At 48.0% G+C, this 25,247-nt stretch carries 23 protein-coding genes; all 23 read left to right on the top strand.

Annotation, left to right across the window (positions count from 1 at the left end; genetic code table 11):
* Positions 1 to 72: 72 nt before the first annotated feature.
* Positions 73 to 768 carry a 30S ribosomal protein S2 gene (gene rpsB / locus AC4PHM_RS03570; RefSeq protein WP_492019516.1) on the top strand — a complete coding sequence of 232 codons (696 nt, stop codon included), beginning with the start codon at positions 73 to 75 and terminating at the stop codon, positions 766 to 768.
* A 152-nt stretch (positions 769 to 920) separates the two neighbouring features.
* Entirely contained in the window at positions 921 to 1,568 is a 648-nt protein-coding gene (tsf, locus tag AC4PHM_RS03575) for a translation elongation factor Ts (RefSeq protein ID WP_492019517.1), read from the top strand.
* A gap of 178 nt (positions 1,569 to 1,746) precedes the next feature.
* The gene (pyrH, locus tag AC4PHM_RS03580) at positions 1,747 to 2,460 is read left to right on the top strand and encodes a UMP kinase (protein ID WP_492019519.1); all 714 of its coding nucleotides are present in this window, start codon (positions 1,747 to 1,749) and stop codon (positions 2,458 to 2,460) included.
* Between the two features lie 2 nt (positions 2,461 to 2,462).
* The gene (frr, locus tag AC4PHM_RS03585; protein WP_492019520.1) at positions 2,463 to 3,020 is read left to right on the top strand and encodes a ribosome recycling factor; all 558 of its coding nucleotides are present in this window, start codon (positions 2,463 to 2,465) and stop codon (positions 3,018 to 3,020) included.
* Positions 3,021 to 3,118: 98 nt separating this feature from the next.
* Positions 3,119 to 3,832: an undecaprenyl pyrophosphate synthase gene (uppS, locus tag AC4PHM_RS03590; protein WP_492019521.1), complete on the top strand. Its 714-nt coding sequence runs from the start codon at positions 3,119 to 3,121 to the stop codon at positions 3,830 to 3,832.
* A 9-nt stretch (positions 3,833 to 3,841) separates the two neighbouring features.
* Positions 3,842 to 4,627: a phosphatidate cytidylyltransferase gene (locus AC4PHM_RS03595; protein WP_492019522.1), complete on the top strand. Its 786-nt coding sequence runs from the start codon at positions 3,842 to 3,844 to the stop codon at positions 4,625 to 4,627.
* A gap of 269 nt (positions 4,628 to 4,896) precedes the next feature.
* Positions 4,897 to 6,078, top strand: coding sequence for a 1-deoxy-D-xylulose-5-phosphate reductoisomerase (locus tag AC4PHM_RS03600; RefSeq protein WP_492019523.1), 1,182 nt, complete (start codon positions 4,897 to 4,899; stop codon positions 6,076 to 6,078).
* On the top strand, positions 6,075 to 7,076 hold the full coding sequence (locus tag AC4PHM_RS03605; protein WP_492019524.1) for a M50 family metallopeptidase: 1,002 nt from the start codon (positions 6,075 to 6,077) through the stop codon (positions 7,074 to 7,076). Before AC4PHM_RS03600 ends, AC4PHM_RS03605 begins: the two co-directional genes overlap by 4 nt.
* 32 nt (positions 7,077 to 7,108) lie before the next feature.
* Positions 7,109 to 8,155, top strand: a complete 1,047-nt coding sequence (ispG, locus tag AC4PHM_RS03610) for a flavodoxin-dependent (E)-4-hydroxy-3-methylbut-2-enyl-diphosphate synthase (protein WP_492019525.1) — start codon at positions 7,109 to 7,111, stop codon at positions 8,153 to 8,155.
* Positions 8,156 to 8,186: 31 nt separating this feature from the next.
* Entirely contained in the window at positions 8,187 to 12,467 is a 4,281-nt protein-coding gene (locus AC4PHM_RS03615) for a PolC-type DNA polymerase III (protein WP_492019526.1), read from the top strand.
* A 207-nt stretch (positions 12,468 to 12,674) separates the two neighbouring features.
* Positions 12,675 to 13,163: a ribosome maturation factor RimP gene (gene rimP, locus AC4PHM_RS03620; protein WP_492019527.1), complete on the top strand. Its 489-nt coding sequence runs from the start codon at positions 12,675 to 12,677 to the stop codon at positions 13,161 to 13,163.
* The gene (nusA, locus tag AC4PHM_RS03625; protein ID WP_492019528.1) at positions 13,164 to 14,231 is read left to right on the top strand and encodes a transcription termination factor NusA; all 1,068 of its coding nucleotides are present in this window, start codon (positions 13,164 to 13,166) and stop codon (positions 14,229 to 14,231) included. It begins immediately after the preceding gene.
* Positions 14,232 to 14,312: 81 nt separating this feature from the next.
* Complete coding sequence (gene rnpM, locus AC4PHM_RS03630; RefSeq protein WP_492019529.1) at positions 14,313 to 14,588, top strand: RNase P modulator RnpM; 276 nt, start codon at positions 14,313 to 14,315, stop codon at positions 14,586 to 14,588.
* Positions 14,585 to 14,965, top strand: coding sequence for a L7Ae/L30e/S12e/Gadd45 family ribosomal protein (locus AC4PHM_RS03635; RefSeq protein WP_492019530.1), 381 nt, complete (start codon positions 14,585 to 14,587; stop codon positions 14,963 to 14,965). The genes rnpM and AC4PHM_RS03635 overlap by 4 nt, the downstream gene beginning before the upstream one ends.
* A 19-nt stretch (positions 14,966 to 14,984) precedes the next feature.
* Positions 14,985 to 17,171 carry a translation initiation factor IF-2 gene (infB, locus tag AC4PHM_RS03640; RefSeq protein ID WP_492019531.1) on the top strand — a complete coding sequence of 729 codons (2,187 nt, stop codon included), beginning with the start codon at positions 14,985 to 14,987 and terminating at the stop codon, positions 17,169 to 17,171.
* Between the two features lie 110 nt (positions 17,172 to 17,281).
* The gene (gene rbfA / locus AC4PHM_RS03645; RefSeq protein WP_492019532.1) at positions 17,282 to 17,734 is read left to right on the top strand and encodes a 30S ribosome-binding factor RbfA; all 453 of its coding nucleotides are present in this window, start codon (positions 17,282 to 17,284) and stop codon (positions 17,732 to 17,734) included.
* Positions 17,735 to 17,820: 86 nt separating this feature from the next.
* A complete protein-coding gene (locus AC4PHM_RS03650; RefSeq protein WP_492019533.1) occupies positions 17,821 to 18,792 on the top strand; it encodes a DHH family phosphoesterase in 972 nt (323 codons plus the stop codon).
* Positions 18,789 to 19,706, top strand: coding sequence for a tRNA pseudouridine(55) synthase TruB (gene truB, locus AC4PHM_RS03655; protein WP_492019535.1), 918 nt, complete (start codon positions 18,789 to 18,791; stop codon positions 19,704 to 19,706). The genes AC4PHM_RS03650 and truB overlap by 4 nt, the downstream gene beginning before the upstream one ends.
* Positions 19,693 to 20,631 (top strand): bifunctional riboflavin kinase/FAD synthetase, encoded by a 939-nt coding sequence (locus AC4PHM_RS03660; RefSeq protein WP_492019536.1) that lies wholly within the window; start codon positions 19,693 to 19,695, stop codon positions 20,629 to 20,631. Before truB ends, AC4PHM_RS03660 begins: the two co-directional genes overlap by 14 nt.
* A 128-nt stretch (positions 20,632 to 20,759) precedes the next feature.
* A complete protein-coding gene (gene rpsO / locus AC4PHM_RS03665; RefSeq protein WP_492019538.1) occupies positions 20,760 to 21,026 on the top strand; it encodes a 30S ribosomal protein S15 in 267 nt (88 codons plus the stop codon).
* A gap of 303 nt (positions 21,027 to 21,329) precedes the next feature.
* The gene (gene pnp / locus AC4PHM_RS03670; RefSeq protein WP_492019539.1) at positions 21,330 to 23,408 is read left to right on the top strand and encodes a polyribonucleotide nucleotidyltransferase; all 2,079 of its coding nucleotides are present in this window, start codon (positions 21,330 to 21,332) and stop codon (positions 23,406 to 23,408) included.
* 72 nt (positions 23,409 to 23,480) lie between these two features.
* Positions 23,481 to 24,758, top strand: coding sequence for a M16 family metallopeptidase (locus AC4PHM_RS03675; RefSeq protein ID WP_492019540.1), 1,278 nt, complete (start codon positions 23,481 to 23,483; stop codon positions 24,756 to 24,758).
* Positions 24,759 to 24,762: 4 nt separating this feature from the next.
* Positions 24,763 to 25,206 carry a dUTP diphosphatase gene (gene dut, locus AC4PHM_RS03680; RefSeq protein ID WP_492019541.1) on the top strand — a complete coding sequence of 148 codons (444 nt, stop codon included), beginning with the start codon at positions 24,763 to 24,765 and terminating at the stop codon, positions 25,204 to 25,206.
* The last annotated feature ends 41 nt before the right edge of the window (positions 25,207 to 25,247 follow it).

The raw sequence follows: 25,247 nt of genomic DNA on the forward strand, positions 1-25,247 counted from the left end.
CAGTAAGGGTTGCCCTGAGACAGGGTCTTACTTGAAGACGAACGACGGGGAAGAAAAAAACGGAGGTGCACTATGTCAGTAATTTCAATGAAACAACTGCTGGAGGCAGGCGTTCACTTCGGCCACCAGACAAGAAGATGGAACCCTAAAATGAAGGAATACATCTTCACAGAAAGAAACGGAATCTACATTATCGACCTTCAAAAGACGGTCAAAAAAATTGACGACGCGTATGATTTCGTCAAGAATGTTGTCGCTGAAGGCGGCGAAGTCCTCTTCGTCGGTACTAAGAAGCAAGCACAGGAAGCTATTGAGCTTGAAGCAAAGCGCTGCGGCATGTACTTCGTCAACCAGAGATGGCTCGGCGGCATGCTGACGAACTACAAAACCATCAAGAAAAGAATCGATCTTCTATACAAATATGAGAAGATGGAAGAAGATGGCACATTTGATGTCCTTCCTAAAAAAGAAGTCATTCAAATTCGCGCTAAGAAAGAAAAGCTTGAGAAATATCTCGGCGGTATCAAGGAAATGCCAAAAGTACCTGCAGCTATGTTCATTGTCGATCCTAAGAAAGAGCGCATTGCAATCCAGGAAGCCAGAACCCTTGGCATCCCTGTCGTTGCTATCGTCGACACAAACTGTGATCCGGATGAAGTCGACTACGTCATTCCGGGCAATGACGACGCGATCCGCGCAGTCAAGCTGATTTCCGGCAAAATGGCTGACGCCGTCCTCGAAGGTAAGCAAGGCGAGCAAAACGCATAATCATAATGTCTAAAGCCAGCGGGTAAGGTTTCTTAGTATAGAACACCTTACCCGTTGTTCAAGCGATAACCCTTGGCCCTTTGGCCAATTCACCTGTCTATGGCCCGGTATGGGCCCGAGGACAAATTGAAGTTAAACTAGGAGGTCCTGTCATGGCGATTACAGCCGCAATGGTAAAAGAACTCAGAGAAGCAACAAGCGCGGGTATGCTCGAGTGCAAAAAAGCACTTGAAGAAGCAAATGGCAACATGGAAGAAGCAGTCAAGCTCCTTCGTGAGCGCGGTCTTGCCAAAGCTGCGAAGAAAGCGGGCAGAATTGCCGCTGAAGGTATTGTCGCTTCCTATATCCACGGTGGACGCGTTGGCGTTATTGTCGAAATTAACTCTGAAACTGACTTTGTCTCTAAAAACGAAGAGTTTCAGCAGTTTGCAAAGGATATTGCAATGCAAATTGCAGCATCCAATCCACTTTATGTTCGCCCGGAAGAAGTGCCTGCAGAAGTTATTGAGAGCGAAAAAGAAATTCTTCGCAACCAAGCGCTCAATGAAGGCAAACCGGAGAAAATTGTTGATAAAATGGTGGAAGGCCGAGTACAAAAGTACTACAAAGAAGTCTGCCTTCTTGAGCAGCCTTTCATTAAAGATCCGGATGTCACCATTGATCAGCTTCTCAAGAACCTGATCGCTAAAATCGGTGAGAATATTTCCATCCGCCGTTTTGTCCGCTACGAAGTGGGCGAAGGCATTGAAAAGAAAACTGAAAACTTTGCAGAAGAAGTTGCCAAGCAGCTTCAAGGTTAATTTTCAGTCTTCAAAATCAAATCAAAGATAAAAAGAGAGGACCTTGGTCTTCTCTTTTTTCAAGTATTGGCAGTCCGTAGACTGAAAAGCGCTTAAGATATTTTTGGTTACAGTCTAAAAAAAAGGATATTCAATGCAATGTGTAGAATTGTGACTCAATGAAACAGGGGGTGTTCGCTTGAAACCGTTATATAAACGCGTCATATTGAAATTGAGTGGGGAAGCACTTGCGGGTGATAAGGGCTTCGGACTTGATGAGCAGACAGTACTTGATGTCGCAAGTCAGGTTAAGGAACTGGTCGGCATGGGTGTCGAAGTCGGCGTTGTCGTGGGCGGCGGCAACTTTTGGAGAGGGCGTTCCGGCGGTGGAATGGACAGAAGCACAGCGGACCATATGGGCATGCTGGCAACAGTCATCAATTCACTCGCTATGCAGGATGCCATTGAAAGTCTCGGGCTTCCCACACGCGTCCTCAGCGCCATTGAAATGCGACAGATTGCTGAGCCCTATATTCGTCGTCGCGCGGTAAGACACCTTGAAAAGGGCAGAGTCGTCATTTTTGCGGCTGGAACAGGAAATCCCTACTTCTCTACGGATACGACCGCAGCTCTACGTGCAGCTGAAATTGAAGCAGAAGTAATTCTGCTTGCGAAAAAAGTGGATGGCGTTTACGATTCTGATCCTATGGTCAATCAGAATGCTGTCAAAATTGACGCCTTAACCTACATTGATGTCCTCAACCGGGGACTTGGTGTCATGGATTCAACAGCCATTACACTTTGTATGGATAATCACATTCCAATTCTTGTGTTTGGACTGAAAGAGACACATAATATCATTAAGGTCTGTTGTGGGGAAAACTTAGGTACAATCATTAAGGAGGTCAAGTGAAGATGATTCAGGATGTAAAAAAGGCTTTTGAAGAGAAAATGCAAAAAACACTTAGTGTATTCAATGAAGAGCTTCACGCCATTCGAGCAGGCAGAGCGAATCCACAGCTGCTCGACAGGGTTGTTGTAGATTACTATGGGTCGCCAACGCCGCTTAAGTCCTTAGCGAATATCGCCGCACCTGAGCCGAGATTGTTGACAGTTCAGCCTTATGATGTCAGTGTACTCAGAGAGGTTGAAAAAGCTATTCTTATTGCTGATCTGGGTTTCAATCCGAGCAATGACGGAAAAATGATCCGCATTGCGATTCCTATACTGACAGAAGAGCGACGCAAAGATCTCATTAAAGTTGCAAAGAAGACGGGTGAGGAAGCCAAAGTCGCGATCCGCAATGAGCGTCGTGATGCGAATGACCGTCTTAAGAAAATGAACAAGAACTCTGAAATTACTGAAGACGATCTAAAGTCAGCAGAAGCGGATGTTCAGAAAATGACTGATAAATACATCAAACAAATTGACGACCTTCTCGTACAGAAAGAGAAGGAAATCATGGAAGTTTAGCGGCAGTGTTAACAAGACACCAGCCAGAGCAATGTGAATTGCTTTTGGGGTTTTGATTTAAGAGATTGATGCGGCTGCCGGGATGGGGGGAGACACCAATGAATCAGACAGAGCAACATCTGCCAAAACATATTGCCATAATTATGGACGGCAACGGCCGGTGGGCAGAAAAGCGTTTTATGCCCAGGCTGTTTGGTCATAAAGCTGGCGTGGAAGCATTGCGCTCAGTGATTTCAAGGTGTTCCAGCCTTGGTGTGGAAGTGCTGACACTCTACGCTTTTTCAACTGAAAATTGGAAGCGTCCTGCAGAGGAAGTCGGTGGCCTGATGGAGCTTTTAGTTCAATTTCTCCAAAAAGAGATTGCGGAGCTCCACAGAAATGGGATTAAGATTCGCTGCATTGGCGATCTCAGTGCCCTTCCGGAGCGTGCTCAGACTGAGGTTGAAAAAGCCCGAAGTCTGACAGAACGCAATACGGGCTTGACAGTCAACATTGCGCTCAATTACGGCGGTCGTGACGAACTTCTTCGTGCAGCAAAGGGGCTGGCCTCATCTGTGGCATCCGGGGCAATTTCAGTGGAAGATATTACAGCGGACGCATTTGAAAAACAATTGTATACTTCCGGCCAGCCTGATCCGGATCTAATTATTCGCACCAGTGGCGAGCAGCGGGTCTCAAACTTTCTGCTTTGGCAATTGGCTTATTCTGAGTTCTATTTCACTGACGTGCTCTGGCCGGATTTTGATGCCAGTGAGCTGGATAAAGCACTGGAGACTTATGCCAAACGCCATAGACGATTTGGTAAACTGTGAGGTGGGCCTGTGTCATCAAGAGTGATCACCAGCCTGATTGGGCTGCCAATACTGATCGCCATCCTCTATGTGGGCGGACACCTGTTGACCGCAGCGGTGCTGCTGCTGACGCTGACTGCGCTGCATGAGCTGTTCAAAGGTTTTAGAAGTATAGACATTCACGCCATGGAAAAACTGACTATGGCCGCAGTTCTGGCAATCTATGGCGGCTATGTTTTGGCGCTGGATCAGATCTTTTATCTCTTCGTCGTTTCCGTATTTGTGATCATGCTGATGCTGATCAATTTATTCGGAAAGGCGTTACATATTTACGACATCAGCGCTACGGCACTCGGGTTTTTATATGTCGTTCTCCCATTTTTCCATATTGTACTTGTAGCGGAGTTCAAAAGCCTCTTCTTCATCAGCCTAGTGTTTTTGCTGGCTTGGGTGTCGGATACCTGCGCTTACTTTGCGGGCCGTTTCTTTGGCAAGCACAAGCTGCTTCCGGCGGTTAGTCCTAAAAAGACCGTTGAAGGTGCCATAGGTGGTGTGGCAGGAACGGTAATTCTTGTAACAATTTTTTCTGCTGTTCTGGAGCCTGGTTTCATCTGGTTTGCCGTGCCGCTGGGTTTATTCGGCAGTATTTCCGGCCAAATTGGAGATCTGATTGCTTCAAAGATTAAACGGATTATGGGAATCAAGGACTTTGGGAAATTGTTCCCTGGCCACGGCGGTGTGCTTGACCGATTTGACAGCATTATGATGACGGCGCCAATCGTCTTTTATGTCGCCTATGTTTATAAACTGTTATGAAGCGAACTAGATTTTAAGTTTAACAATTTTCAATTTCAAGCTCTGACTTGATAGGCCGCCTGTATAAATTGAGGCGGCCTTTTTGCGTTATTTTTTTAGAATTCTTAAGGAGAGTTTGTAGAAATGCGGTATAATGAAAAATAGGCTGTGATGGTTTGCGGTCTATTTGATATGAATAATCGCGTAAAGGAGAGAAGGAATCAGTCTGATTTTTTGGAATCAGCCTGTGAAGCCTGCAGGTTTCAAATTTAAGACTGACTCTGCTGCTTATGAAAAATATTGTGATTTTGGGATCGACCGGTTCCATTGGAACTCAGGCGCTGGACGTTATTCGTGCCCATCCTGACAAGTTCAGGGTCGCAGCATTAAGCTGCAATCGAGGTATTGAAGCTTTCATGACTCAAGTTGAAGCCTTCAAGCCGAGGCATGTGGCTGTCGCGGATGAAGCACTCTACAGAGAATTGAAAGAAAAGACGGCCTTAGTGGACAGCACCATAACTGTCCACGCCGGATTGTCAGGTCTTCAGGAAATCGCTGCTCTGGAGAGTGCTGACACCGTTCTCGTGTCCATTGTCGGCAATGCTGCACTCCTTCCTACACTCTCTGCCATTCGTGCCGGCAAGCGCATAGCTTTAGCCAGCAAAGAAGTCCTTGTGACCTCAGGAGAACGAATCATGAAAGAAGCAGCAGAGTATGGCATCGAGCTGTTGCCTGTGGACAGTGAGCACAGTGCCTTGTTTCAGGCTCTTGAGGGAAATAGAAGGCAGACTGTCGAAAAATTAATTCTGACAGCATCCGGCGGGCCGTTCAGGAATCCTGAATGGCAAAGAGACCGCCTCGAAAAGGTGACCTTTCAGGAAGCTCTAAAGCATCCCAACTGGTCCATGGGCAGCAAGATTACAATTGATTCATCCACGCTTATGAATAAAGGACTCGAAGTGATAGAGGCCCGTTGGCTGTTTGACATCCCCTACGAGCACATTGAGGTTTTAGTCCACAAGGAGAGTATTATTCACTCCATGGTTCAATATCATGACAGCTCAGTCATAGCGCAACTTGGACTTCCGGATATGAAACTGCCTATACTATACGCCTTTGGTTATCCGGAGCGGATCCCATCTGATTTTGAGCGACTTGACCTTTCAAGGATTGGCCAGCTTTCCTTTTCTGCACCTGACCATGAGCGCTTTCCATGCCTGAATCTGGCTTACAGGGCAGGGCGCATGGGCGGTTCGGCGACGACTGTATTGAATGCTGCAAATGAAGCGCTGGTGGCTCGGTTTTTAAATGGGGAAATTGGCTTTTATGACATCAGTGATCGGATCGAGTCTCTGCTGGATCAACATACAGTGATTCAAAATCCGGATTATGACACAATTTTGGAAATTGATGCAGATACCCGCAGACAAATTATCAAAGATAAGCATACAAGACAGGGAGTGAGCCTTTGATCACCTTTATCAGCTATATTGTCGTTTTTGGCGTGATCGTGTTCTTTCATGAGCTCGGACATTTTGCTGTAGCTAAGCTTCACAAAATAAAAGTTCTTGAGTTTGCTTTGGGTTTTGGTCCCAAGCTTGTCTCCAGAAAATTTGGCGAAACGGAATATGGGATTCGTGCCTTTCCTCTGGGTGGCTTTGTTAAAATGGAAGGTGAGGATACCCTTTCGGACGATCCGAGAAGCTTCCTAAATGCAGCTGCATGGAAAAGACTCACAGTACTGTTTTCGGGTCCGCTTATGAATTTTATTCTGGCAGTGCTCGTTTTCACTATTGTCATGTGGGGCATTGGGTTCCCTGTCAATGCAGTAGGCGAACTGATACCTGACATGCCGGCAGCGTTGTCCGGAGAGCTGTTGCCGGGCGACCGCATCCTCGAGATCAACGATGTCCCGACGCCGAACTGGAATGATGTGACCGCTCAGATAGCTGTCCAGCCATCTCTGGACATGGTCATTGATCGGGATGGTCAACAGTTTGAAGTTCAGCTGGAAGCGGTTCGTGACGCGGATGATACGCGTTATATTGTGGGCATTCGTCCAATGACGGAGCGCGACGCCCCTCGCGCTGTCATACTGGCAGCCCGTCAGACCTGGACTATGAGTACCGAAGTCATCAGCTTCCTGGCGTCACTTCCGGCAGGCGGCCAAGAAGGAGTAGAAATTGTCGGACCGGTTGGCATGGCCAGCATGGTCGGCGAAGCGGCCAGAGGCGGGATCTATAATTTGCTCGCATTGACAGGCCTCTTCTCAATCAATCTTGGAATCTTCAATCTCCTGCCGCTGCCTGCTCTTGATGGGGGCAGAATCTTCTTTGTCTTGGCAGAACTCATTCTGCGCAAAAAAATTGACAAGGAAAAGGAAGGTCTGGTCCATCTTGCAGGTTTTGCGCTGTTAATGGCGCTGATGTTGTTTGTACTCTACAAGGACATTCTCAGACTGTTTCAGTAGGCGTCCTTGTCCATTCAAAATGAGGTGAATTCATGAGAAGATCAACTCGACAGGTATTTGTTGGAGGCGTTGGAATAGGATCAGATCATCCGGTCAGCATTCAATCCATGACGACCACGGACACCAGGAACCCGGACGCCACGGTCGCACAAATACAGGCGCTCGCGTCTGCCGGCTGCGACATTGTCCGGTTGGCGGTGCCAGATTTTGAAGCAGCGGACAAGCTGCCTGAAATTATCAGGAGGAGTTCCATCCCCGTTGTCGCGGACATTCATTTTGATCACCGGCTTGCGCTGAAATCCATTGAAGCGGGCGCAGCAAAAATACGTCTGAATCCAGGCAATATTGGAAGTCTTGAACGCGTCAAGGAAGTTGTAGCTCTTGCAAAGGAACGGCAAGTGCCTATCAGAATTGGGGTAAACGGCGGTTCCCTGGAAAAAGAACTGCTTGAAAAGTATGGCGGCGTTACACCTGAAGCCATTGTCGAAAGCGCCAGACGACATCTGGACATCTTGGAAACGCTTCAGTTTGAGAATGTGATTGTCGCTTTGAAATCCTCTGATATTAAAACGACAATTCAAGCTTATAAACAACTTTGCGCTTACACTGATGCGCCGTTTCATATTGGGTTGACGGAATCAGGCACCGTTTTTAAAGGCAGCATTCGGTCCTCCATAGCCATTGGTCATCTTTTGCTCGAAGGCATGGGAGATACCCTCAGAGTGTCGTTGACCGGAGACCCGCTCAATGAAATACGGGTAGGCAAAGAAATTTTAAGCGCGATTGGACTCAGAAAAGGTGGGATTCGCCTGATTTCCTGCCCAACCTGCGGCCGTTGTCAGATCGATCTCGAAAAGATTGCAGATGAAGTTGAACGCCGGGTCGAAGGCCTTGACAAAGACATAACCCTGGCCATAATGGGCTGTGCGGTCAACGGTCCTGGAGAAGCTCGTGAAGCAGATCTCGGCATTGCCGGCGGAAAAGGAGAAGCGCTGATTTTTAAAAAGGGCGTCATTCTGAAAAAGGCTCGGGAAGAAGAGCTTGTTGAGGTCCTTCTCGAGGAAATAAAGAAGTTGTAAAAATAAGTAGTTTTAGCAAAGGAAGAACATCATGTCCATACAGAACTGGCTTAAGGAACAATTTGAAGAGACAATCCTGCTCGAGCGGGCTATCCTGATCAAAAAACCTGAGACGTTAAAGCTTCAGCTGACAGCGGGTTATTTTCCTGAACCTGAAAAACTCGAGGCGTTTTTGTCACGCGTGAAGCAGGAGCTCCCAGAAGTCTGCGGACTGGACTGGGCCTGCACTGTTGAAGCGCCTGCCTCACCAGAGGATGAAGCTGCTCAGTCCAGTGAACGCCTTCACTGGGCAATCTATTGGCTGAAGCAGCAGGCGCCCTCCGCGGCGGCTTTCCTCAAGAAAGAGGCGTTTGTGAGACAAAATGAAATTCAATACTGTCTTCACATTCCGGATCAGGTGACTTCTGAGCATTTAAGCAGCCGAAAAATTCTCGATTTATTGGAAAATAGCTTTATGAAGCATTTTGGTGTGGATTTTAAGCTGACGCCTATTTATGACGTCGAAGGCTGCAGGGTAGCTTCAGATGCTTTGGATTCGAAGAAAGAAACAAATCTGAAGTCATTCATGGCAAATGTGCCGGTGAATGCGCCTAAGTCTGCGCCGAAACCATCGGCAAAAAATCAGTGGAAAACGACAGAGCCTCAGGACGACAGTGTGCTGTACCGGTTCAAAATCAAGCGGCCTCTGACGCCTTTGATTGAGTTGGCGGAGGAGGAAGGCACTTATGCGGTTGAAGCGGAAGTCTTATCTTTGCAGACCAGGGAGCTAAAAACCGGGAAAGCGCTTTTGACACTTTCAATGACTGACCGTACCAGTTCTCTGGGGGCCAAGCTTTTTCTCAAGAGCGCCAAAGAAGCCCAGACCCTGCTCGAAAAGCTCAAGGTAGGAGGCTGGTATAAATTTGAGGGTACGCTCAGATACGACACTTTTGACAAGGAAATGGCACTGTACCTAAATAACATCAATACCGGCGAAGCACCGCTGAGGCGAAGGGACGAGGCACCTGTCAAGCGTGTCGAGCTTCACTGCCACACTAATATGAGTGATATGGACGGCATTGCCTCTGTAAAAACGCTGATCAAACGTGCCTTGGACTGGGGACACAAAGCCATTGCAGTGACAGACCACGGCGTGCTTCAAGCGTTTCCGGAGGCCATGGAAACAGCCAGGGGCAAGGATATTAAGATTCTTTACGGCATGGAAGGGTATCTGATTGATGACGAGGTGAAGATCGTCAGGTCCTCCAAGGGACAGTCTCTGGACGCGGATTTCGTGGTGTTTGACATTGAAACTACCGGACTGAATCCAAAACATGACAAGATTATTGAAATTGCAGCGGTGCGTATTGAGGGCGGACAAGTTACAGAGACCTTTACGGCGCTGATTGATCCCCACGAGCCCCTCAGTGAGAAGATAAAAGAGCTCACGGGAATAGAAGATGAGCACCTGACTGGTCAGCCGGGGATCGAGGAAATTTTACCCCGGTTCCTGGAATTTGCGCGAGGGTCTGTACTGGTCGCCCACAACGCGGGGTTTGATACGGGATTTGTACGGGAAGCCTGCAGTCAGCATGGATACCCTTACGATATGACATCGGTGGATACCCTGGGACTCAGCCGATTGTTGTTAAAAGACTTAAAGCGTCACAGGCTGAACATGGTTGCCAAGCATCTGGGCGTCAAGCTTGAAAACCACCACCGAGCGCTGGATGACGCAGCGGCCACGGCAGAAATCTTTATCAAACTGGTGGCGCGTCTTCGTGAGGAGGGTGTCACAGATCTGAATGGGCTGACTCGGTTCGCTTCAGAAACTATGAGCCATACTATGATGGATTCCCACCACATTATTATTCACGTCAAGAACCTTCAGGGTCTTAAGTCTCTCTATGAATTGGTGACGCATTCCCATATGAAGACCTTCTATAAAAAGCCGCGCATTCCGAGAAGTCTTCTGGAGGATCGGAGGGAACACCTGATTCTGGGCTCAGCCTGTGAAAGCGGGGAACTCTTCAAAGCGCTTGTGGAGAATCGAAGTGAAGAAGATGTTGAAAAAATCGCAAGCTTTTATGACTTTCTCGAAATCCAGCCGCTGGGCAACAATCAGTTTATGATCGAAAAAGGACTTGTGCAAAATCAGGAGGCGCTGAAGACGATAAATAAAAAGATTGTCGATTTGGGCGCGCGGCTTGGAAAGACAGTCGCAGCGACTTGTGATGTCCATTTTCTTGATCCGGAGGATGAGGTCTATCGCCGGATTCTGATGGCGGGTCAGGGTTATGGTGACGCAGAAAACCAACCGCCGCTGTTTTTCAGAACGACGGCTGAGATGCTTCAGGAATTTGACTATTTGGGGGCGGATACCGCTTACCAGGTTGTCGTTGAAGCCACAAACAAGATTGCGGACCAGGTGGAATCCCTGCTGCCTATACCAGATGAGACCTTCCCGCCAATCATTGAGGGTTCAGAGGAGGAACTGCGCCGTCTTTGTGTCGACAAAGCCGTCAGGATGTACGGCAGTCCGCTGCCGGAGCTGGTGGAAAAGCGCCTTGAGCGGGAGCTCAATTCCATCATTTCTAACGGTTATGCTGTCATGTACATCATTGCGCACAAGCTGGTCAAAAAATCCATGGAAGACGGGTATCTGGTTGGCAGCCGGGGCTCCGTAGGCTCATCTTTGGCAGCGACTATGTGCGATATAACTGAGGTTAATCCGCTGCCGCCCCATTACCTTTGCCCAGAGTGCAAGTATTCTGAGTTTATGACTATGGCAGGAGATATTAGCGGTGCGGACCTTCCGGACAAAGACTGCCCGGTTTGCGGCGTTAAACTGGGCAAGGATGGTCACGATATCCCATTTGAGACGTTCCTTGGCTTTGAAGGCGACAAGGAACCGGATATAGATCTCAATTTTGCCGGTGTCTACCAGGCGACGGCTCACAAATACACTGAGGAGCTGTTTGGCAAAGGTTATGTCTACAAAGCGGGCACTATTGGCACCATAGCGGATAAGACCGCGTTTGGATACGTCAAAAAATATTTTGAGGAAAAGAACCAAACGGTGAATTCAAGGGAGATCGAGCGTCTGGCCAGCGGCTGTACCGGCATCAAAAGAACGACAGGGCAGCACCCGGGGGGCATCATGGTCGTACCCGCCTACAAGAACATCCACGATTTTTGTCCAATTCAGTATCCAGCCAATGACACGAAATCGGATGTCGTAACCACACACTTTGACTATCATTCCATCAGCGGCCGGATTCTAAAACTCGATATCCTGGGTCACGACGTTCCGACCATGATCAAGCAGCTGGAGGAAATGACAAAAATTGATGTTTTGAAAATTCCTCTGGATGATCCTGCAACCCTGAAAATTTTTATCAGCAATGAAACGCTGGGGATTGTGGATCCGGATTATAAGTCGGAAACAGGAAGTCTTGGCATCCCGGAGTTTGGGACCAAATTTGTCAGACAGATGCTGATTGATACCCAGCCGTCCACACTTGCGGAATTGGTTCGAATTTCCGGCTTGTCACACGGAACAGACGTGTGGGTAAACAACGCCCAGACTTTGGTGCGAAACGGAACGGCAGATTTGAAGCACGTGATTTCCACACGGGATGATATTATGAACTACCTCATTCAAAAGGGGCTGCCGCCTAAGCAGGCATTTAATATTATGGAGCGCGTCAGAAAAGGAAAGGGCCTGACTGAAGAAAACGAGACATTGATGCGGGAGTTTGACGTGCCTAACTGGTACATCAACTCATGCAATACAATTCAGTACATGTTTCCAAAGGCCCACGCCGTAGCTTATGTGACTATGTCCTTCAGGATCGCCTATTTCAAGGTCCATTATCCGCTGGCGTTTTACGCCAGCTATTTCAGCAGCAAGGTGGAAGACTTTGACGCCCAGCTGATTTGTCAGGGCAAGCGGGCTGTCAGAGAAAAAAAGCGCTGGATGGAAGACAACTGGGATAGCCTGACAAAGAAGGAACAGGATCTCTATGGCGTTTTAGAGCTGGCAGATGAATATTACAGCCGAGGATTTGAGTTTCACAAGGTAGATTTATACCGAAGTCAGGCTAATGCTTTCATTGAAGAAGACGGTATGCTCAGACCGCCTCTGCAGTCCCTTCAGGGTGTCGGCGACAGCGCTGCCCAGAAGATCGTCGAGGAACGCGTCCACGGGGAGTATCTGTCCATTGAAGACCTGAAATCCAGGGCAAAAGCTTCAAAAACCGTGGTGGATGCCCTGGTGCTGCATGGTGCTTTGCAGGAGATGCCGGAGCGCAATCAGCTGTCGCTGTTTTAGGCAGTGCGTAGCTCCGGAAGTCTTTCCAAAGCCTTGGCGAGACGTGTAAAGAAATTTGCATCCCCGTATGAATTGTGCTATAATCTTTAAGGATGAATAAATGTTGCGCAAAGAGTGGGGAAATCCCGCTCTTTGTCGTTATTAGGCAAAAGAACGCTTTTTCAAGGGGCGTTTGAAATTGTTGGAAGGCACGAGGAGGCGCTTAAATTGAAAAAACCAAGAGTCGTCGACGTTGTCCGCAAAGTGGCAGAACCCATTTGTGTGGAGGCAGAGGTTGAACTGATTGATGTCGAGTTTGTAAAGGAAGGACCTTTCAGGTATCTCAGACTGACCATAGACAAGGAAGATGGCGTCAGCCTGGATGATTGCAGCGAGGTCAGCAGAAAATTGAATGCCAAGCTCGATCAGATTGACCCAATCGAAGAGCAATATTTTCTGGAAGTCACGTCACCGGGCGTAGAGCGCGAGCTCAAACGTCCGGAGGACTTTGAACGAAATATAGGCAAAGTGGTTCAGGCAAAGCTATTCACTTCAGTGGACGGGCTTAAGCTGATCAAAGGGACCTTAAACGCTTATTCGGATGGCATTTTAACCATCGAGATGGGCGCTAAAATGGTGGAACTGTCCAAAGATAAGATTTCAAGCATCAGGTTGGTCGGTAAATTCGACAACCTGGATGAGATAGGAGGAGAATAAGTGAAACACGAATTGCTCGAGGCGCTGGAGCAACTGGAGCGGGAAAAAGGTATTTCCAAGGCCTTGCTTCTTGAGACCATAGAAGCTGCGCTCATCACCGCTTACAAAAAGAATTTTGGTTCTTCCCACAACGTAAAAGTCCTGATTGACGAAAACACGGGTGACGTTCGCGTCTATTCCAGATGTGAAGTCGTTGAGGTTCCTGATGAGGATTCATTCGATATTGCCCTCGAAGATGCGAGGAAAATTGACCCTCACTACGAACTTGGTGACATTATTGATGAGGAAGTCACACCGCGGGATTTTGGCCGCATTGCCGCTCAGACAGCTAAACAGGTCGTCGTACAGCGGATTCGCGAGGCAGAACGTTCTATCATCTTTGATGAATTTGTCGATCGTGAAAGCGAGATTGTTACGGGAACTGTGCAGCGCATTTCCAAAGGCACAATTTTTATCAACCTCGGAAAGACCGAAGCTGTGTTGATGCCAAGCGAGCAGATTCCAGGTGAGGAATATCCGCAGGGTGGCCGTATTAAGACCTTTATTGTCGAAGTCAACAAGACGAGCAAAGGGCCGCAGATTGTGGTGTCTAGAACGCACCCGGGGCTTGTGAAGCGCCTGTTTGAATTGGAAGTACCTGAAATTTTCAGTGGGGAAGTTGAGATTAAGGCGATCTCGAGAGAGGCTGGTTCTCGAACCAAGCTGGCGGTTTATGCGAGGAACCAGGACCTGGATCCGGTTGGCTCCTGTGTCGGACCAAAAGGGACACGGGTTCAGAATATCGTCAACGAGCTTGGCGGAGAAAAAATTGATATCATTGAGTGGAGTGAGGATCCCGCAGTTTTCATCTCCAACGCCCTCAGTCCGTCCAAAGTTGATCTGGTCCTCATTCATGAGGATGAAAAATCCGCAACTGTGGTTGTACCGGATTATCAGCTCTCCCTGGCTATTGGCAAAGAAGGCCAAAATGCCCGACTTGCAGCCAAGTTGACAAACTGGAAAATTGACATTAAAAGTGCGAGCCAATATGAAAAAATTAAGTCGGGCTCGAACGCGACAGAAGTCTAATGTGCAGTACCATCAACTTTACAACTGTCGGCGAGTCTGAAACTGGATGCCGGTGGTTTCAAACGGGGGAGGCGTAAGTCCGTGAAAACAAAAAAAATCCCTATGCGCACTTGCGTTGGATGTGGCGAACAGAAAACCAAAAAGGAACTCATCCGTGTCGTCAAAAACAATGAGGATCAAGTCTTCGTTGACTTTGTCGGCAAGGCAAACGGAAGAGGCGCCTATTTGTGCCCGGATCCCGAGTGCCTTAAAAAAGCTGAGAAGCGTGACGCCCTCAGCAGATCCCTTGGCACCAGAATAGACAAAGCCGTCTATGCAGAGCTTCAGCGGCAGCTTGAGGAGAAGTTGAAAAAATGAACGATGCCTTTCTAACGCTTCTCGGATTTGCCCAAAAGGCTGGCAAACTGGTTGCCGGTGAAGATACAGTGCATATAGCCCTGAAAAAGAGAAAAGTGAAATTACTCATCGTAGCCGGTGATGCTTCGGACAATACGAAGGATCGGGCAAATCAGTGGAAGGCCTCATTTGGTATTGAACTATTGGATGTGCTGGACAAGGATACGCTCTCGCAGGCGATTGGTAAATCCAATCGCGCCCTTATAGGTGTTATAGACCAGGGCTTTGCGACTCAGATGCTGAAGTTGAACAGAGCGCCGGAAACAAGTGAATCAGAAGATGCACTTGAATCCGAAAGCGATCTGGATGCTGACAGCGTGGAGAAAACCGGTGAATAGATCGCGGAGGTGACGCAAATTGTCGAAAATTAGAGTATACCAACTTGCAAAAGAATTGAACCTGACGAGTAAAGAATTGATAGAAAAATTCGAAGAACTTGGCGTCGAGGTTCACAATCATATGAGTGCGCTGGAAGACAGCGACATTGAAGTTTTGAAGGAATTATTGGCCAGTGGCGGGGACGAGGACAGTGAAGCTGTCCTTGATGAGGAAGAGCTTCTGGAAGACGAGCTTGACGATCTCTATGAGGAAGATCTGGAGGATGAACTTATCGCGCCAGGTCTCATAGACAAAAAGGCAGAAAAACCTAAAAAGGTAATCCGAGCCATTGAAGAGGCTGAAGAAGAAGTCGAGCAACAGCTGGAGGGCCGTGCTGCCAAAAACCGCAAAGGCAAGAAAAAGATTGTCCGCCAGGAAACCAATCCTGCGTTCAGACCTCAGGACTTCAGTTACGAGAATGACATTGTCCTGGGTGAAACTGTTTCTATCGCGGATCTTGCCAAAGATCTCAAGAAACAGCCGCGCGAAATCATCATGAAGCTGATGAACCTCGGTGTTATGGCAACCCTCAATCAGGAGATTGATTTTGATACAGCAGAGATGATCGCTGTAGAATACGGAATCGCAGTTTCAAGGCAATTGACTGAAGAGGAAATTGAAGAAAAACGTTATAACTTTGATGACCGACCTGAAGATCTGACCAAACGTGCACCTGTGGTGACCGTCATGGGCCACGTCGACCACGGCAAGACATCACTCCTCGACGCAATCCGCAATACGAGCGTGACAACCGGCGAAGCCGGCGGTATTACGCAGCATATTGGCGCTTCCGAGGTCTCTCTCAAAGGTGAAAAGATCGTCTTCCTTGATACACCAGGCCATGAAGCATTCACAACGCTTCGTGCTCGCGGTGCCAAAGTGACGGACATCGCCATTCTGGTCGTAGCTGCTGATGACGGCGTCATGCCTCAGACTATTGAGGCTATTGACCACGCTAAAGCTGCCGGGGTACCTATCATTGTTGCCATCAATAAAATTGATAAAGCCAATGCAAATCCAGACCGCGTTAAACAGGAACTGGCTGACAGAGGCCTCCTCATTGAAGAGTGGGGCGGTGATATCATCTCAGTGGAAGTATCTGCTATCAAGAACATTGGCATTGACGCACTTCTGGAAATGGTCCTGCTTGTGGCTGAGATGCTGGAGCTTAAAGCCAACCCTAAACGCCCGGCGCTGGGAACAATCCTGGAAGCCAAGGTTGAGAAGGGCAGAGGTCCTGTCGCAACGGTTTTGATTGACAACGGAACCCTTCGCATAGGCGATCCGGTTGCTGCCGGCGCTACTTATGGTCGTGTCAGAGCCATGTTCAACTCTCATGGAAAGAAAATCAAGCAGGCTGGTCCGGCTTCCGCTGTTGAAATCACAGGTCTTAACGATGTCCCGACTGCCGGCGACAAATTCTATGCAACAGAAGAAGAAAAACAAGCACGCGCAATGGCAGAAAAACGTCAGGCTGAGCTGAGGGTATCGACGCTCCGCAAAACGCCGCATATTTCTTTGGAAGATTTGTTCAACCAGATCAGCCAGGGTCAGATTAAAGATCTCAACATCATTGTCAAAGCGGATGCCCATGGTTCAGTAGAAGCGTTAAAGACTACCCTTGGCAAAATCACGAACGAAGAAGTCAGAGTCAATGTCATTCATGCCAACGTTGGAACCATTACTGAGTCGGATATCCTTCTGGCGTCAGCATCCAACGCCATAATTATAGGCTTCAACGTAAGACCTTCTGCTGTCGTAACTTCATTGGCTGACAGCGAGGGCGTCGAACTCAAGACTTACAGAATTATCTACGAGGCAATCAATGACGTCGAGGCTGCTATGAAAGGCATGCTGGCACCAATTTACAAAGAAGTCGTTCTGGGAACGCTCTCTATTCGTGCGACGTTCAAGGTGCCTAACGTGGGTACCATTGCGGGCGCTTATGTCACGAACGGCAAAGTTACCCGCCATTCTCAGATCAGATTGATTCGTGAAGGCATTGTCATTCATGAAGGCAAGCTGTCGTCTCTGAAACGTTTCAAAGATGATGCCAAAGAAGTGGCACAAGGCTACGAGTGCGGCGTCGGTATCGAAAATTACAATGATCTCAAAGAAGGCGACGAAATCGAAGCCTTCATCATTGAGGAAGTTAAGCGTTCATAAACCAATGCACCCGACATCAGGTGTCCGTAAAGGCATGACTGCCTATAAAAGGCTATTTTAGATGCATGGTCCCGGACCCCTGTGGGTGATATTGAAAGCAGGTGTAAATTATGGGAATCACAAGAACGAGAAGAATTTCAGAAGAGATCAAAAAAGTCGTCAGCAATCTCCTGCTGTTTGAGCTTAAAGATCCCAGAATTTCTAGAATGACCAGTGTCACATCAGTGGATACAACCAACGATCTTCGTTATACGAATATCTACATCAGCGTCTATGATCCTAAAGCGGATATAGACCAAACCATTGAAGGCCTGAACAAGGCCAAAGGATTTATCCGAAAAGAGATTGGCAAAGCCATCGATTTGAGATACACACCTGAGCCAATTTTTATCAAGGATCAATCCATAGAAAAAGGGGTCTACCTGACCAACCTGATCAAAAAAGTCAATGAAAATGACGATGCCACTGCGGTTCACGACGCTGATGAGGTCTCGGATGATTTTGATGCCGAGGAAGACGAAGAGGACATGGATGACGCTGCGGATTCGGATGCAGAGGTCTAAGACAGCGACGTATAGTCAGTGAAAGGGGTTGCCGTGAAGGATCAGGCAGTGCCCGCTGACTGATGTCACTTGGAGGTGTCGTCAAGGTGGAACCACTTTATGTCAATAAACAAGATTATCCAAAATCCGCATTCATAATGACCCACAGCCTCCCGGATGGGGATGCTGTGGGGTCTGTGGTTGCGCTGTGTGAACTCTTGGAACTCATGGACATTCCCGTCCGAATCGTCATGGAGGACGTCCTTCCGGAGTCCCTGGAATGGCTCAGTGATGATCGTTTTGTCAAGGTATCGGAGGCTCGGCTGAATCAAGCTTCAGTGCCATTTGACGTGTTTGTGGTGGATTGCAGTGATCTGTCGAGAATTGCAGACAAATTAGAACTGTTCACCCAAGCCAGAAAAACCTATAACATTGATCATCACGTGACGAATGATTTTTTTGCTTCTGTCAATCAGGTGGATGGCCATGCCTCATCTACAGGTGAAATGATTTTTCGGTTGTTCGGAGTCCACGAAATCCCCCTGACCCAAAGGGCGGCTGAAGCAATCTATGCGGCTGTCTCAACCGATACAGGGAGCTTCAGGTATTCCAATACTACTTCCGAAACCATGCGTCTCGCAGGTCTCTTAATCGATTCTGGCATTGATACAGTGTCCATCAACGCGAAACTGTATCATACCAAACCCCTTGACGGCGTTAAGCTGCTTGGTATAGCACTGGATAATCTGATGCTGACCAGGGGCGGAAAGATTGCGGTATCTCACGTTCTCCTGCATCAGGCAGAGTCCAGAGAGATCAAAACCTATGAAACTGATGGCATTTGTGAATTTTTAAGGGATATATCCGGCGTTGAAGTGGCACTCTTTCTTAAAGAGACCGCACCGGAAGTCTTTAAGATCAGCGCCAGGTCAAAGCATAACTTTGACGTCAGCCGCCTGGCACTTCATTTTGGCGGGGGCGGTCATACCCGGGCTGCAGGATTTACAGTAACGGGCATCCTGGAGGAAGTCCGGCATAAAATTCTGGAGCAAATAGTATTGGCGGTGGGACAGTCTTGAATGGCATTTTGAATGTCTATAAACCTGCCGGAATGACCTCTCACGACGTTGTGGCAATCCTCAGACGCCTGACAAAAATGAAACGCATAGGTCATACCGGCACTTTGGATCCCATGGCTACAGGGGTCTTGCCTGTTTGTTTGGGAAAGGCCACCCGCATTGTGGAATTTCTTTCTTCAGAAGATAAGGCCTACCGGTGTGCCATGAGCCTGGGAAGGGTAAGTGACACCCAAGACATATGGGGTGAAGTTATCTCGACAGGCGGACAATTGCCTACTTCTGAGGCACTGCATGAAGCCTTGATGTCCATGGTGGGAGAAATCCGCCAGATTCCGCCAATGTACAGCGCAGTTAAGGTCGGCGGCAAAAAGCTTTATGAGTTGGCCCGAGAAGGCATTGAAATTGAGCGCGAAGCCAGAATCCGCTGGATTCGGTCCATAGAAATCTTATCACTCGATGCGTCACAAGGCAGTGCTGTATTTAACGTCGTCTGTTCAAAGGGAACCTATATCAGGACCCTTTGTCATGATGTCGGCCAGTTGCTCGGCTGCGGTGCTGTCATGTCATCACTTGAGCGTACTGCAAGCGGTATATTCACTTTGGAGAACGCAATTACCCTTGATGTCCTTGAAAGTATGGACAAATCAGCCATTGAAGCTGCGCTCCACGGTATAGACGCGCCTTTCAAACATCTCCCTTCCATCCAAGTGGATGAGAGAGTTGGCCGATTGTTGATCAACGGCGTCAGAACAGATTTAACCCGCATGACCCAAAAACTTGAGAGCTCTGAGGTCAATCAGTTCAGGATTTATCAAGGGTCTGTGTTTATTGGCCTCGGTACCTTTAAGGGGCCGGATGGCAAGCCTACACTGGAAAAATTGTTGATGAGTGGTGATGATCATGCTGATATTTGACTCCATCCACGAAATTACTGATCTTCATAAGGAAGTCGGCATAGTCCTGGGAACTTTTGACGGGCTTCATGTCGGCCATAAAAAGCTGATAGAGGCTCATGTTGAAGCCTGCAAACGGCTGGGTGTGAAGAGTGTCGTCTTCACGTATTCCAATCACCCCAGAGAACTGACTAATCCTGAGCTCAAATCTCTCAGGCTCATTGCGGTGGAAGAAAAAATTCAACGCATTGAAGAACTTGGCGTCGATTATCTCGTTTTGATTGAATTCGACGAGACCTTGATGTCAACTGAAGCGGAAGACTTTGTCGAACGCTATCTGATCGATGGCATGGAGGTACGTCTCATCAGCATCGGCTTCGACTTTAAATTTGGAAGACGTGCTGCCGGGAATGCCAGACTGCTCAAACAGCTGTCTGAAAAGTACGGCTATGAACTCTTTATCCTCGATCCTGTCGAAATTGAAGGAGAGAAGGTATCGAGCTCCTTGATTCGAAAACACCTTAGACACGGAGAAATAAGGGAAGCGGAGCGTTTGCTCGGCAGACCTTATGCTGTCAGCGGCATAATAAAGAAGGGCAAGCAGTTGGGCCGCCAACTCGGTTATCCAACTGCGAATTTTATGATTTCAAGCCAAATGACCCTTATAAAGCCCGGTGTATACGTCTCAGAAACGGAATACCAGGGTGTCCGCTACCACAGCTTGACGAATGTCGGTTATAATCCGACTTTCAATCAGCACGAGCTTAGCATTGAAACATATATTTTGAATTTTGACAAGGAAATCTACGGCGAGATGTTGACGGTCTTTTTAGTGGACCGACTTCGAGATGAGGCCCATTTTAACAGCGTCCAGGAACTGGTAGAGGTTATAGACGCGGATGTGGAACGGGCGAAGCGCTTTTACTTTGACCATCGGCCGCTATAAGTTTTAATGATAATCATTGTAAACACGTGACCTATGTGGTATTATTTTAATGTTAAAGCCTTAGTCTGAGATGACCGAAGACACCGACGGTCTTCACGGATTCTGGAATAATTATGGAGGTGTGATTAATGATCACAAAAGACAAGAAAAACGAAGTTATTGAAGCTTACAAAACCCACGAAGGCGACACGGGCTCCCCTGAGGTGCAGATCGCGCTCCTGACGACGCGCATCAATGAACTCAACGGTCATCTTCAGACGCACAAAAAAGACCACCACTCACGCAGAGGTCTTCTTAAAATGGTTGGTAAGAGAAGAAACCTTCTCAACTACCTGCGTCAAAATGACATCGAGCGTTACAGAGAGCTGATCGCAAGACTCGGACTCAGAAAGTAATGTGAACGAGGCTGCTTGACCCGGGGGCCTTTCACGTCTGCAGGGATGCCGTTATGCGGCTCCTATTCATGTCGTGACTGAAGATGGCCACTGACTGGTCAATCACTTAAGTGAGCGGAAAAGCCCCGCTCACTTATTTTATCATCTGAATGCGAAAAGCCGGCTGCAAAAGAAATTTATTTTAGGTTTGTCCTACTTGACGAAAGTGTCAAAGTCTTCCAATGACATTGTGTGATTCGGCGCTTTGGTCAAGTAGGATAAATTTCTCAGCCGGTCATCGCACAGACTCATAGGAGGAAATTTATGGAACCCAATGTAAAACGGTATCAGTATGATTTCGCCGGCAAAACTTTGGAAGTTGAGTTTGGCAAAGTCGCAAACCTCGCTAACGGCTCTTGCATGATTCGCATGGGTGACACTGTTGTGCTTTCCACAGCAACAGGTACCAAGAAGCCTCGCGAAGGCATCGACTTCTTTCCGCTGACGGTTGAGTATGAAGAGAAACAATACGCTGTAGGAAAAATCCCGGGAGGCTTCATCAAGCGTGAAGGCCGTCCTTCTGAAAAGGCGACCTTGACGGCGCGTCTCATTGACCGTCCGATCCGTCCACTGTTTCCGGAGCACTACCGCAATGAAGTTCAGCTGGTCAATACGGTATTCTCTGTAGACCAGGACAATGCGCCTGACGTTCTTGCCATGATCGGTTCGTCTATCGCACTTTCTGTCTCTGACATTCCTTTTGAAGGCCCAACAGGGTCTGTCATCGTAGGTTATATTGACGGACAATATATCATCAATCCAAACGTGGCTCAAAGCGAGCAGTCTTCACTCCATCTGGTCGTCTCCGGTACAAAGGACGCCATCACCATGGTTGAAGCCGGCGCTGATATCCTCTCCGAGGAAGTCATGCTGGGCGCAATCCTGTTCGGTCACGCTGAAATCAAGCGTCTTGTCGCATTTATTGAAGGCATCCAGTCTGAAATAGGGAAGCCTAAGTTTGAGGTCCAAATCCCTGTTGTGGACGACGCTATGGTCGCTGAACTGGACAACTTCCTCAGAAGCAAGCTTAACACTGCCCTGCGCATTGCAGATAAGGCAGAGCGTACTGAGACCATCGAAGGCATTAAGGATGAAATGCACAAGGCATTTGACGAGACTTATCCTACTCAAATCGGCTTCATGAATAATTTCTTCAAGTCCGTTGAGAAAGAAATTGTCCGCAAAATGATCGCTATTGAAAAAATCCGTCCTGACGGCAGAAAAGCTGATGAAATCAGACCAATCTGGTGTGAAGTTGGCCTCCTTCCGCGTACCCACGGTTCAGGACTCTTTACGCGCGGCCTGACTCAAGCGCTCACAATCACGACACTTGGCGCACTTGGCGAAGCTCAGCGCATAGACGGCCTCGGACTTGAGGACACGAAACGCTATATGCACCACTACAATTTCCCGCCGTTCTCAGTCGGTGAAGTTGGCATGATGAGAACCAACCGTCGCTCCATTGGCCATGGTGCCCTTGGTGAACGCGCGCTGCTCCCGGTCATTCCGGATGAGAATGATTTCCCATATGCCATCCGTCTCGTTTCTGAAGTTCTGACCTGCAATGGCAGCTCCTCACAGGCGAGCATCTGCGGTTCGACACTGTCGCTTCTCGATGCCGGCGTGCCAATCAAAGATTCTGTTGCCGGTATTGCAATGGGCTTGATTGCAGAAGAAGGACAGTTCACGATTCTAAGCGACATTCAGGGTCTTGAGGATGCGCTTGGCGACATGGACTTCAAAGTCGCTGGCACAAAGGAAGGCATTACCGCGCTTCAAATGGACATCAAACTTAAGGGACTTGACGACTCTGTCTTTGAGCTCGCACTTTCGCAAGCAAATCGCGGCAGACTCTTCATTCTCGAAGAAATGGCCAAAGTTATGGATAAACCGCGTCCGACCATGTCCATTTACGCACCGCGCGTCTTCATGATCAACATTCATCCTGATAAGATCCGCGAAGTCATTGGACCAGGCGGAAAAGTTATCAACAGGATCACATCGGAGTATGGCGTCAAAATCGACATTGAAGATGACGGCCGCGTTCTTGTGACGGCACCGGATGGCATCAGTGGTGAGAAAGCCATGAAGGACATTCAGAACATTGTCAAGGAAATCGAAGTTGGTGAAGTTTATACCGGCAAGATTACGCGCATAATGAACTTTGGCGCCTTCGTCGAACTCCTCCCGGGCAAAGAAGGCATGTGCCATATTTCTCAGTTGACCAAGGAGCGCCTCGAAAAAATCGAAGACAAATTTGCTGTTGGCGACGAAGTCGTCGTAAAAGTTATTGAAATCGATTCCAAGGGACGTGTCAACGTTTCAAGAAAGGTCATGCTGTAATAACGCTGCAGATGACGACAGGGGGGAGCTTAGGCTCCCCCTGTTTATTTAGATCGTGAGGTTACCGAAATTATGTATAAAAAACACCTACTCAAGAACGGAATCCGGGTCATGATGGAGCCTATTCCCTATGTCCAATCTGTGTCGATTGGATTCTGGATCCGCGCGGGCTCACTTTATGAAACCGCTCATGAAAACGGCATCTCACACTTCATAGAGCATATGCTCTTCAAAGGGACTTCCAAGAGGAGTGCCAAACAAATTGCGGCAGAAATAGACGATCTGGGTGGAGAACTCAATGCGTTCACCTCAAAGGAATGCACCTGTGTTTATGTCAAGGTCCTGGGAGAGCATGCAGCAGTCGCCATAGATATCATCAGTGATATGATACTGAATTCCAGTTTTGATGATGTGGAGCTTCAAAAGGAACGCATGATTATTCTGGACGAGATCAATCTTTACGATGATTCAGCTGAAGATTTGATTTACGACAGGTTATCAGAAATCATGTTCAAAGGTCATGCTCTGGGCAGACCTATACTGGGCAGCATCGAGAGTATAAATGGCATTGACAGGGACCTCATGCTGAGTTACTTTATGCGCCATTACAACGCTGAAAATCTGGTTGTTTCCATAGCGGGTCATTATGACGAAGCACCCCTCCTGGAACTGCTTGATAAAGGCATTGGCCAGCACGTCTTCGAGTCACATAAAGTAGATAAAATAAAACCTATTCCTTTTCACAGCGGATCTATCCGAACGAAGAAGGATATTGAGCAAACCCACGTCATTTTAGGTTTCAAAGGTGTTGGCTACGATACGCCTCAGCTTTTTACTCTGATGCTTCTCAACAACGCGTTAGGCGGCAGCTCGAGTTCCAGACTCTTTCAAAAGATCAGAGAAGATTATGGTTTGTCCTACTCCATTGACTCACATCCGAGCTTTTACCATGATACGGGGATTATGACTGTTTACGCTTCTATGCTGCCTGAAAACGTCGAACGCGTCGTCGAACTCATAGCCCATGAGATAGAAGCGCTTAGAGCCCGTGGTCTCGAGCAGCATGAATTCGTCAAATTCAAAAATCAGCTAAAAGGCAGTTTTCTTCTGGGCATGGAAGGTCCAACACAGACCATGAACTGGATTGGAAAATCTGAGCTCTTGTCCGGGCATATCCGTACCGTAGAGGACGTCATGGAAGGCATCCTTTCCATTGACTTTGATGACGTCAATGCTATGGCGGAGTCACTGCTTTCCAAAGAGAACATGGCACTCTCAATAGTCGGAAAAACCAGTGCCAAAGAAGAAAAGCGGCTTTACCAAATTCTAAAAGACACAATCCAGGGGTGAAGCAATGACGCTGAAAATTAGAAATATCTCTGGTAATCCTCTGCCGGCTTACGAGACCAAGGGCTCAGCCGGAATGGATCTTCGGGTTTGGCTGGAAGCGCCCCTTGAACTCAGACCTTTGGAACGGACACTTGTGCGTACGGGTCTTTTTCTTGAAATCCCTGAAGGGTATGAAGGCCAGGTGCGACCGAGATCCGGGCTGTCGATACGGTATGGATTGACTTTAGTCAACTGTGTCGGTACGATTGACAGCGACTACAGAGGAGAACTCTGCATTCCCGTCATCAATCTTGGCCAGGAGAGTGTCACTCTTGAAAACGGAATGAGGATCGCCCAGCTGATCTTAGCCAGATATGAACGGCTGCATGTGGTTGAAGTCAATGATACCGCCGAGCTATCTGATACAGAACGAGGTCAGGGTGGATTTGGGTCTACCGGAAAGCGTTGAATGGCATTCTATTCGAGTATAGATTTATGACCTATGAATAT

The organism is Acidaminobacter sp. QWL-03 (assembly GCF_058683855.1).

What these genes read in the sequence shown, in the direction of transcription:
- rbfA (WP_492019532.1), top strand. Translation starts at nt 17,282, where the DNA reads ATGGGAATCACAAGAACGAGAAGAATTTCAGAAGAGATCAAAAAAGTC.
- rpsO (WP_492019538.1), top strand. Translation starts at nt 20,760, where the DNA reads ATGATCACAAAAGACAAGAAAAACGAAGTTATTGAAGCTTACAAAACC.
- ispG (WP_492019525.1), top strand. Translation starts at nt 7,109, where the DNA reads ATGAGAAGATCAACTCGACAGGTATTTGTTGGAGGCGTTGGAATAGGA.
- rpsB (WP_492019516.1), top strand. Translation starts at nt 73, where the DNA reads ATGTCAGTAATTTCAATGAAACAACTGCTGGAGGCAGGCGTTCACTTC.
- tsf (WP_492019517.1), top strand. Translation starts at nt 921, where the DNA reads ATGGCGATTACAGCCGCAATGGTAAAAGAACTCAGAGAAGCAACAAGC.
- pnp (WP_492019539.1), top strand. Translation starts at nt 21,330, where the DNA reads ATGGAACCCAATGTAAAACGGTATCAGTATGATTTCGCCGGCAAAACT.
- AC4PHM_RS03675 (WP_492019540.1), top strand. Translation starts at nt 23,481, where the DNA reads ATGTATAAAAAACACCTACTCAAGAACGGAATCCGGGTCATGATGGAG.
- dut (WP_492019541.1), top strand. Translation starts at nt 24,763, where the DNA reads ATGACGCTGAAAATTAGAAATATCTCTGGTAATCCTCTGCCGGCTTAC.
- AC4PHM_RS03600 (WP_492019523.1), top strand. Translation starts at nt 4,897, where the DNA reads ATGAAAAATATTGTGATTTTGGGATCGACCGGTTCCATTGGAACTCAG.
- AC4PHM_RS03635 (WP_492019530.1), top strand. Translation starts at nt 14,585, where the DNA reads ATGAACGATGCCTTTCTAACGCTTCTCGGATTTGCCCAAAAGGCTGGC.
- frr (WP_492019520.1), top strand. Translation starts at nt 2,463, where the DNA reads ATGATTCAGGATGTAAAAAAGGCTTTTGAAGAGAAAATGCAAAAAACA.
- AC4PHM_RS03660 (WP_492019536.1), top strand. Translation starts at nt 19,693, where the DNA reads ATGCTGATATTTGACTCCATCCACGAAATTACTGATCTTCATAAGGAA.
- AC4PHM_RS03615 (WP_492019526.1), top strand. Translation starts at nt 8,187, where the DNA reads ATGTCCATACAGAACTGGCTTAAGGAACAATTTGAAGAGACAATCCTG.
- uppS (WP_492019521.1), top strand. Translation starts at nt 3,119, where the DNA reads ATGAATCAGACAGAGCAACATCTGCCAAAACATATTGCCATAATTATG.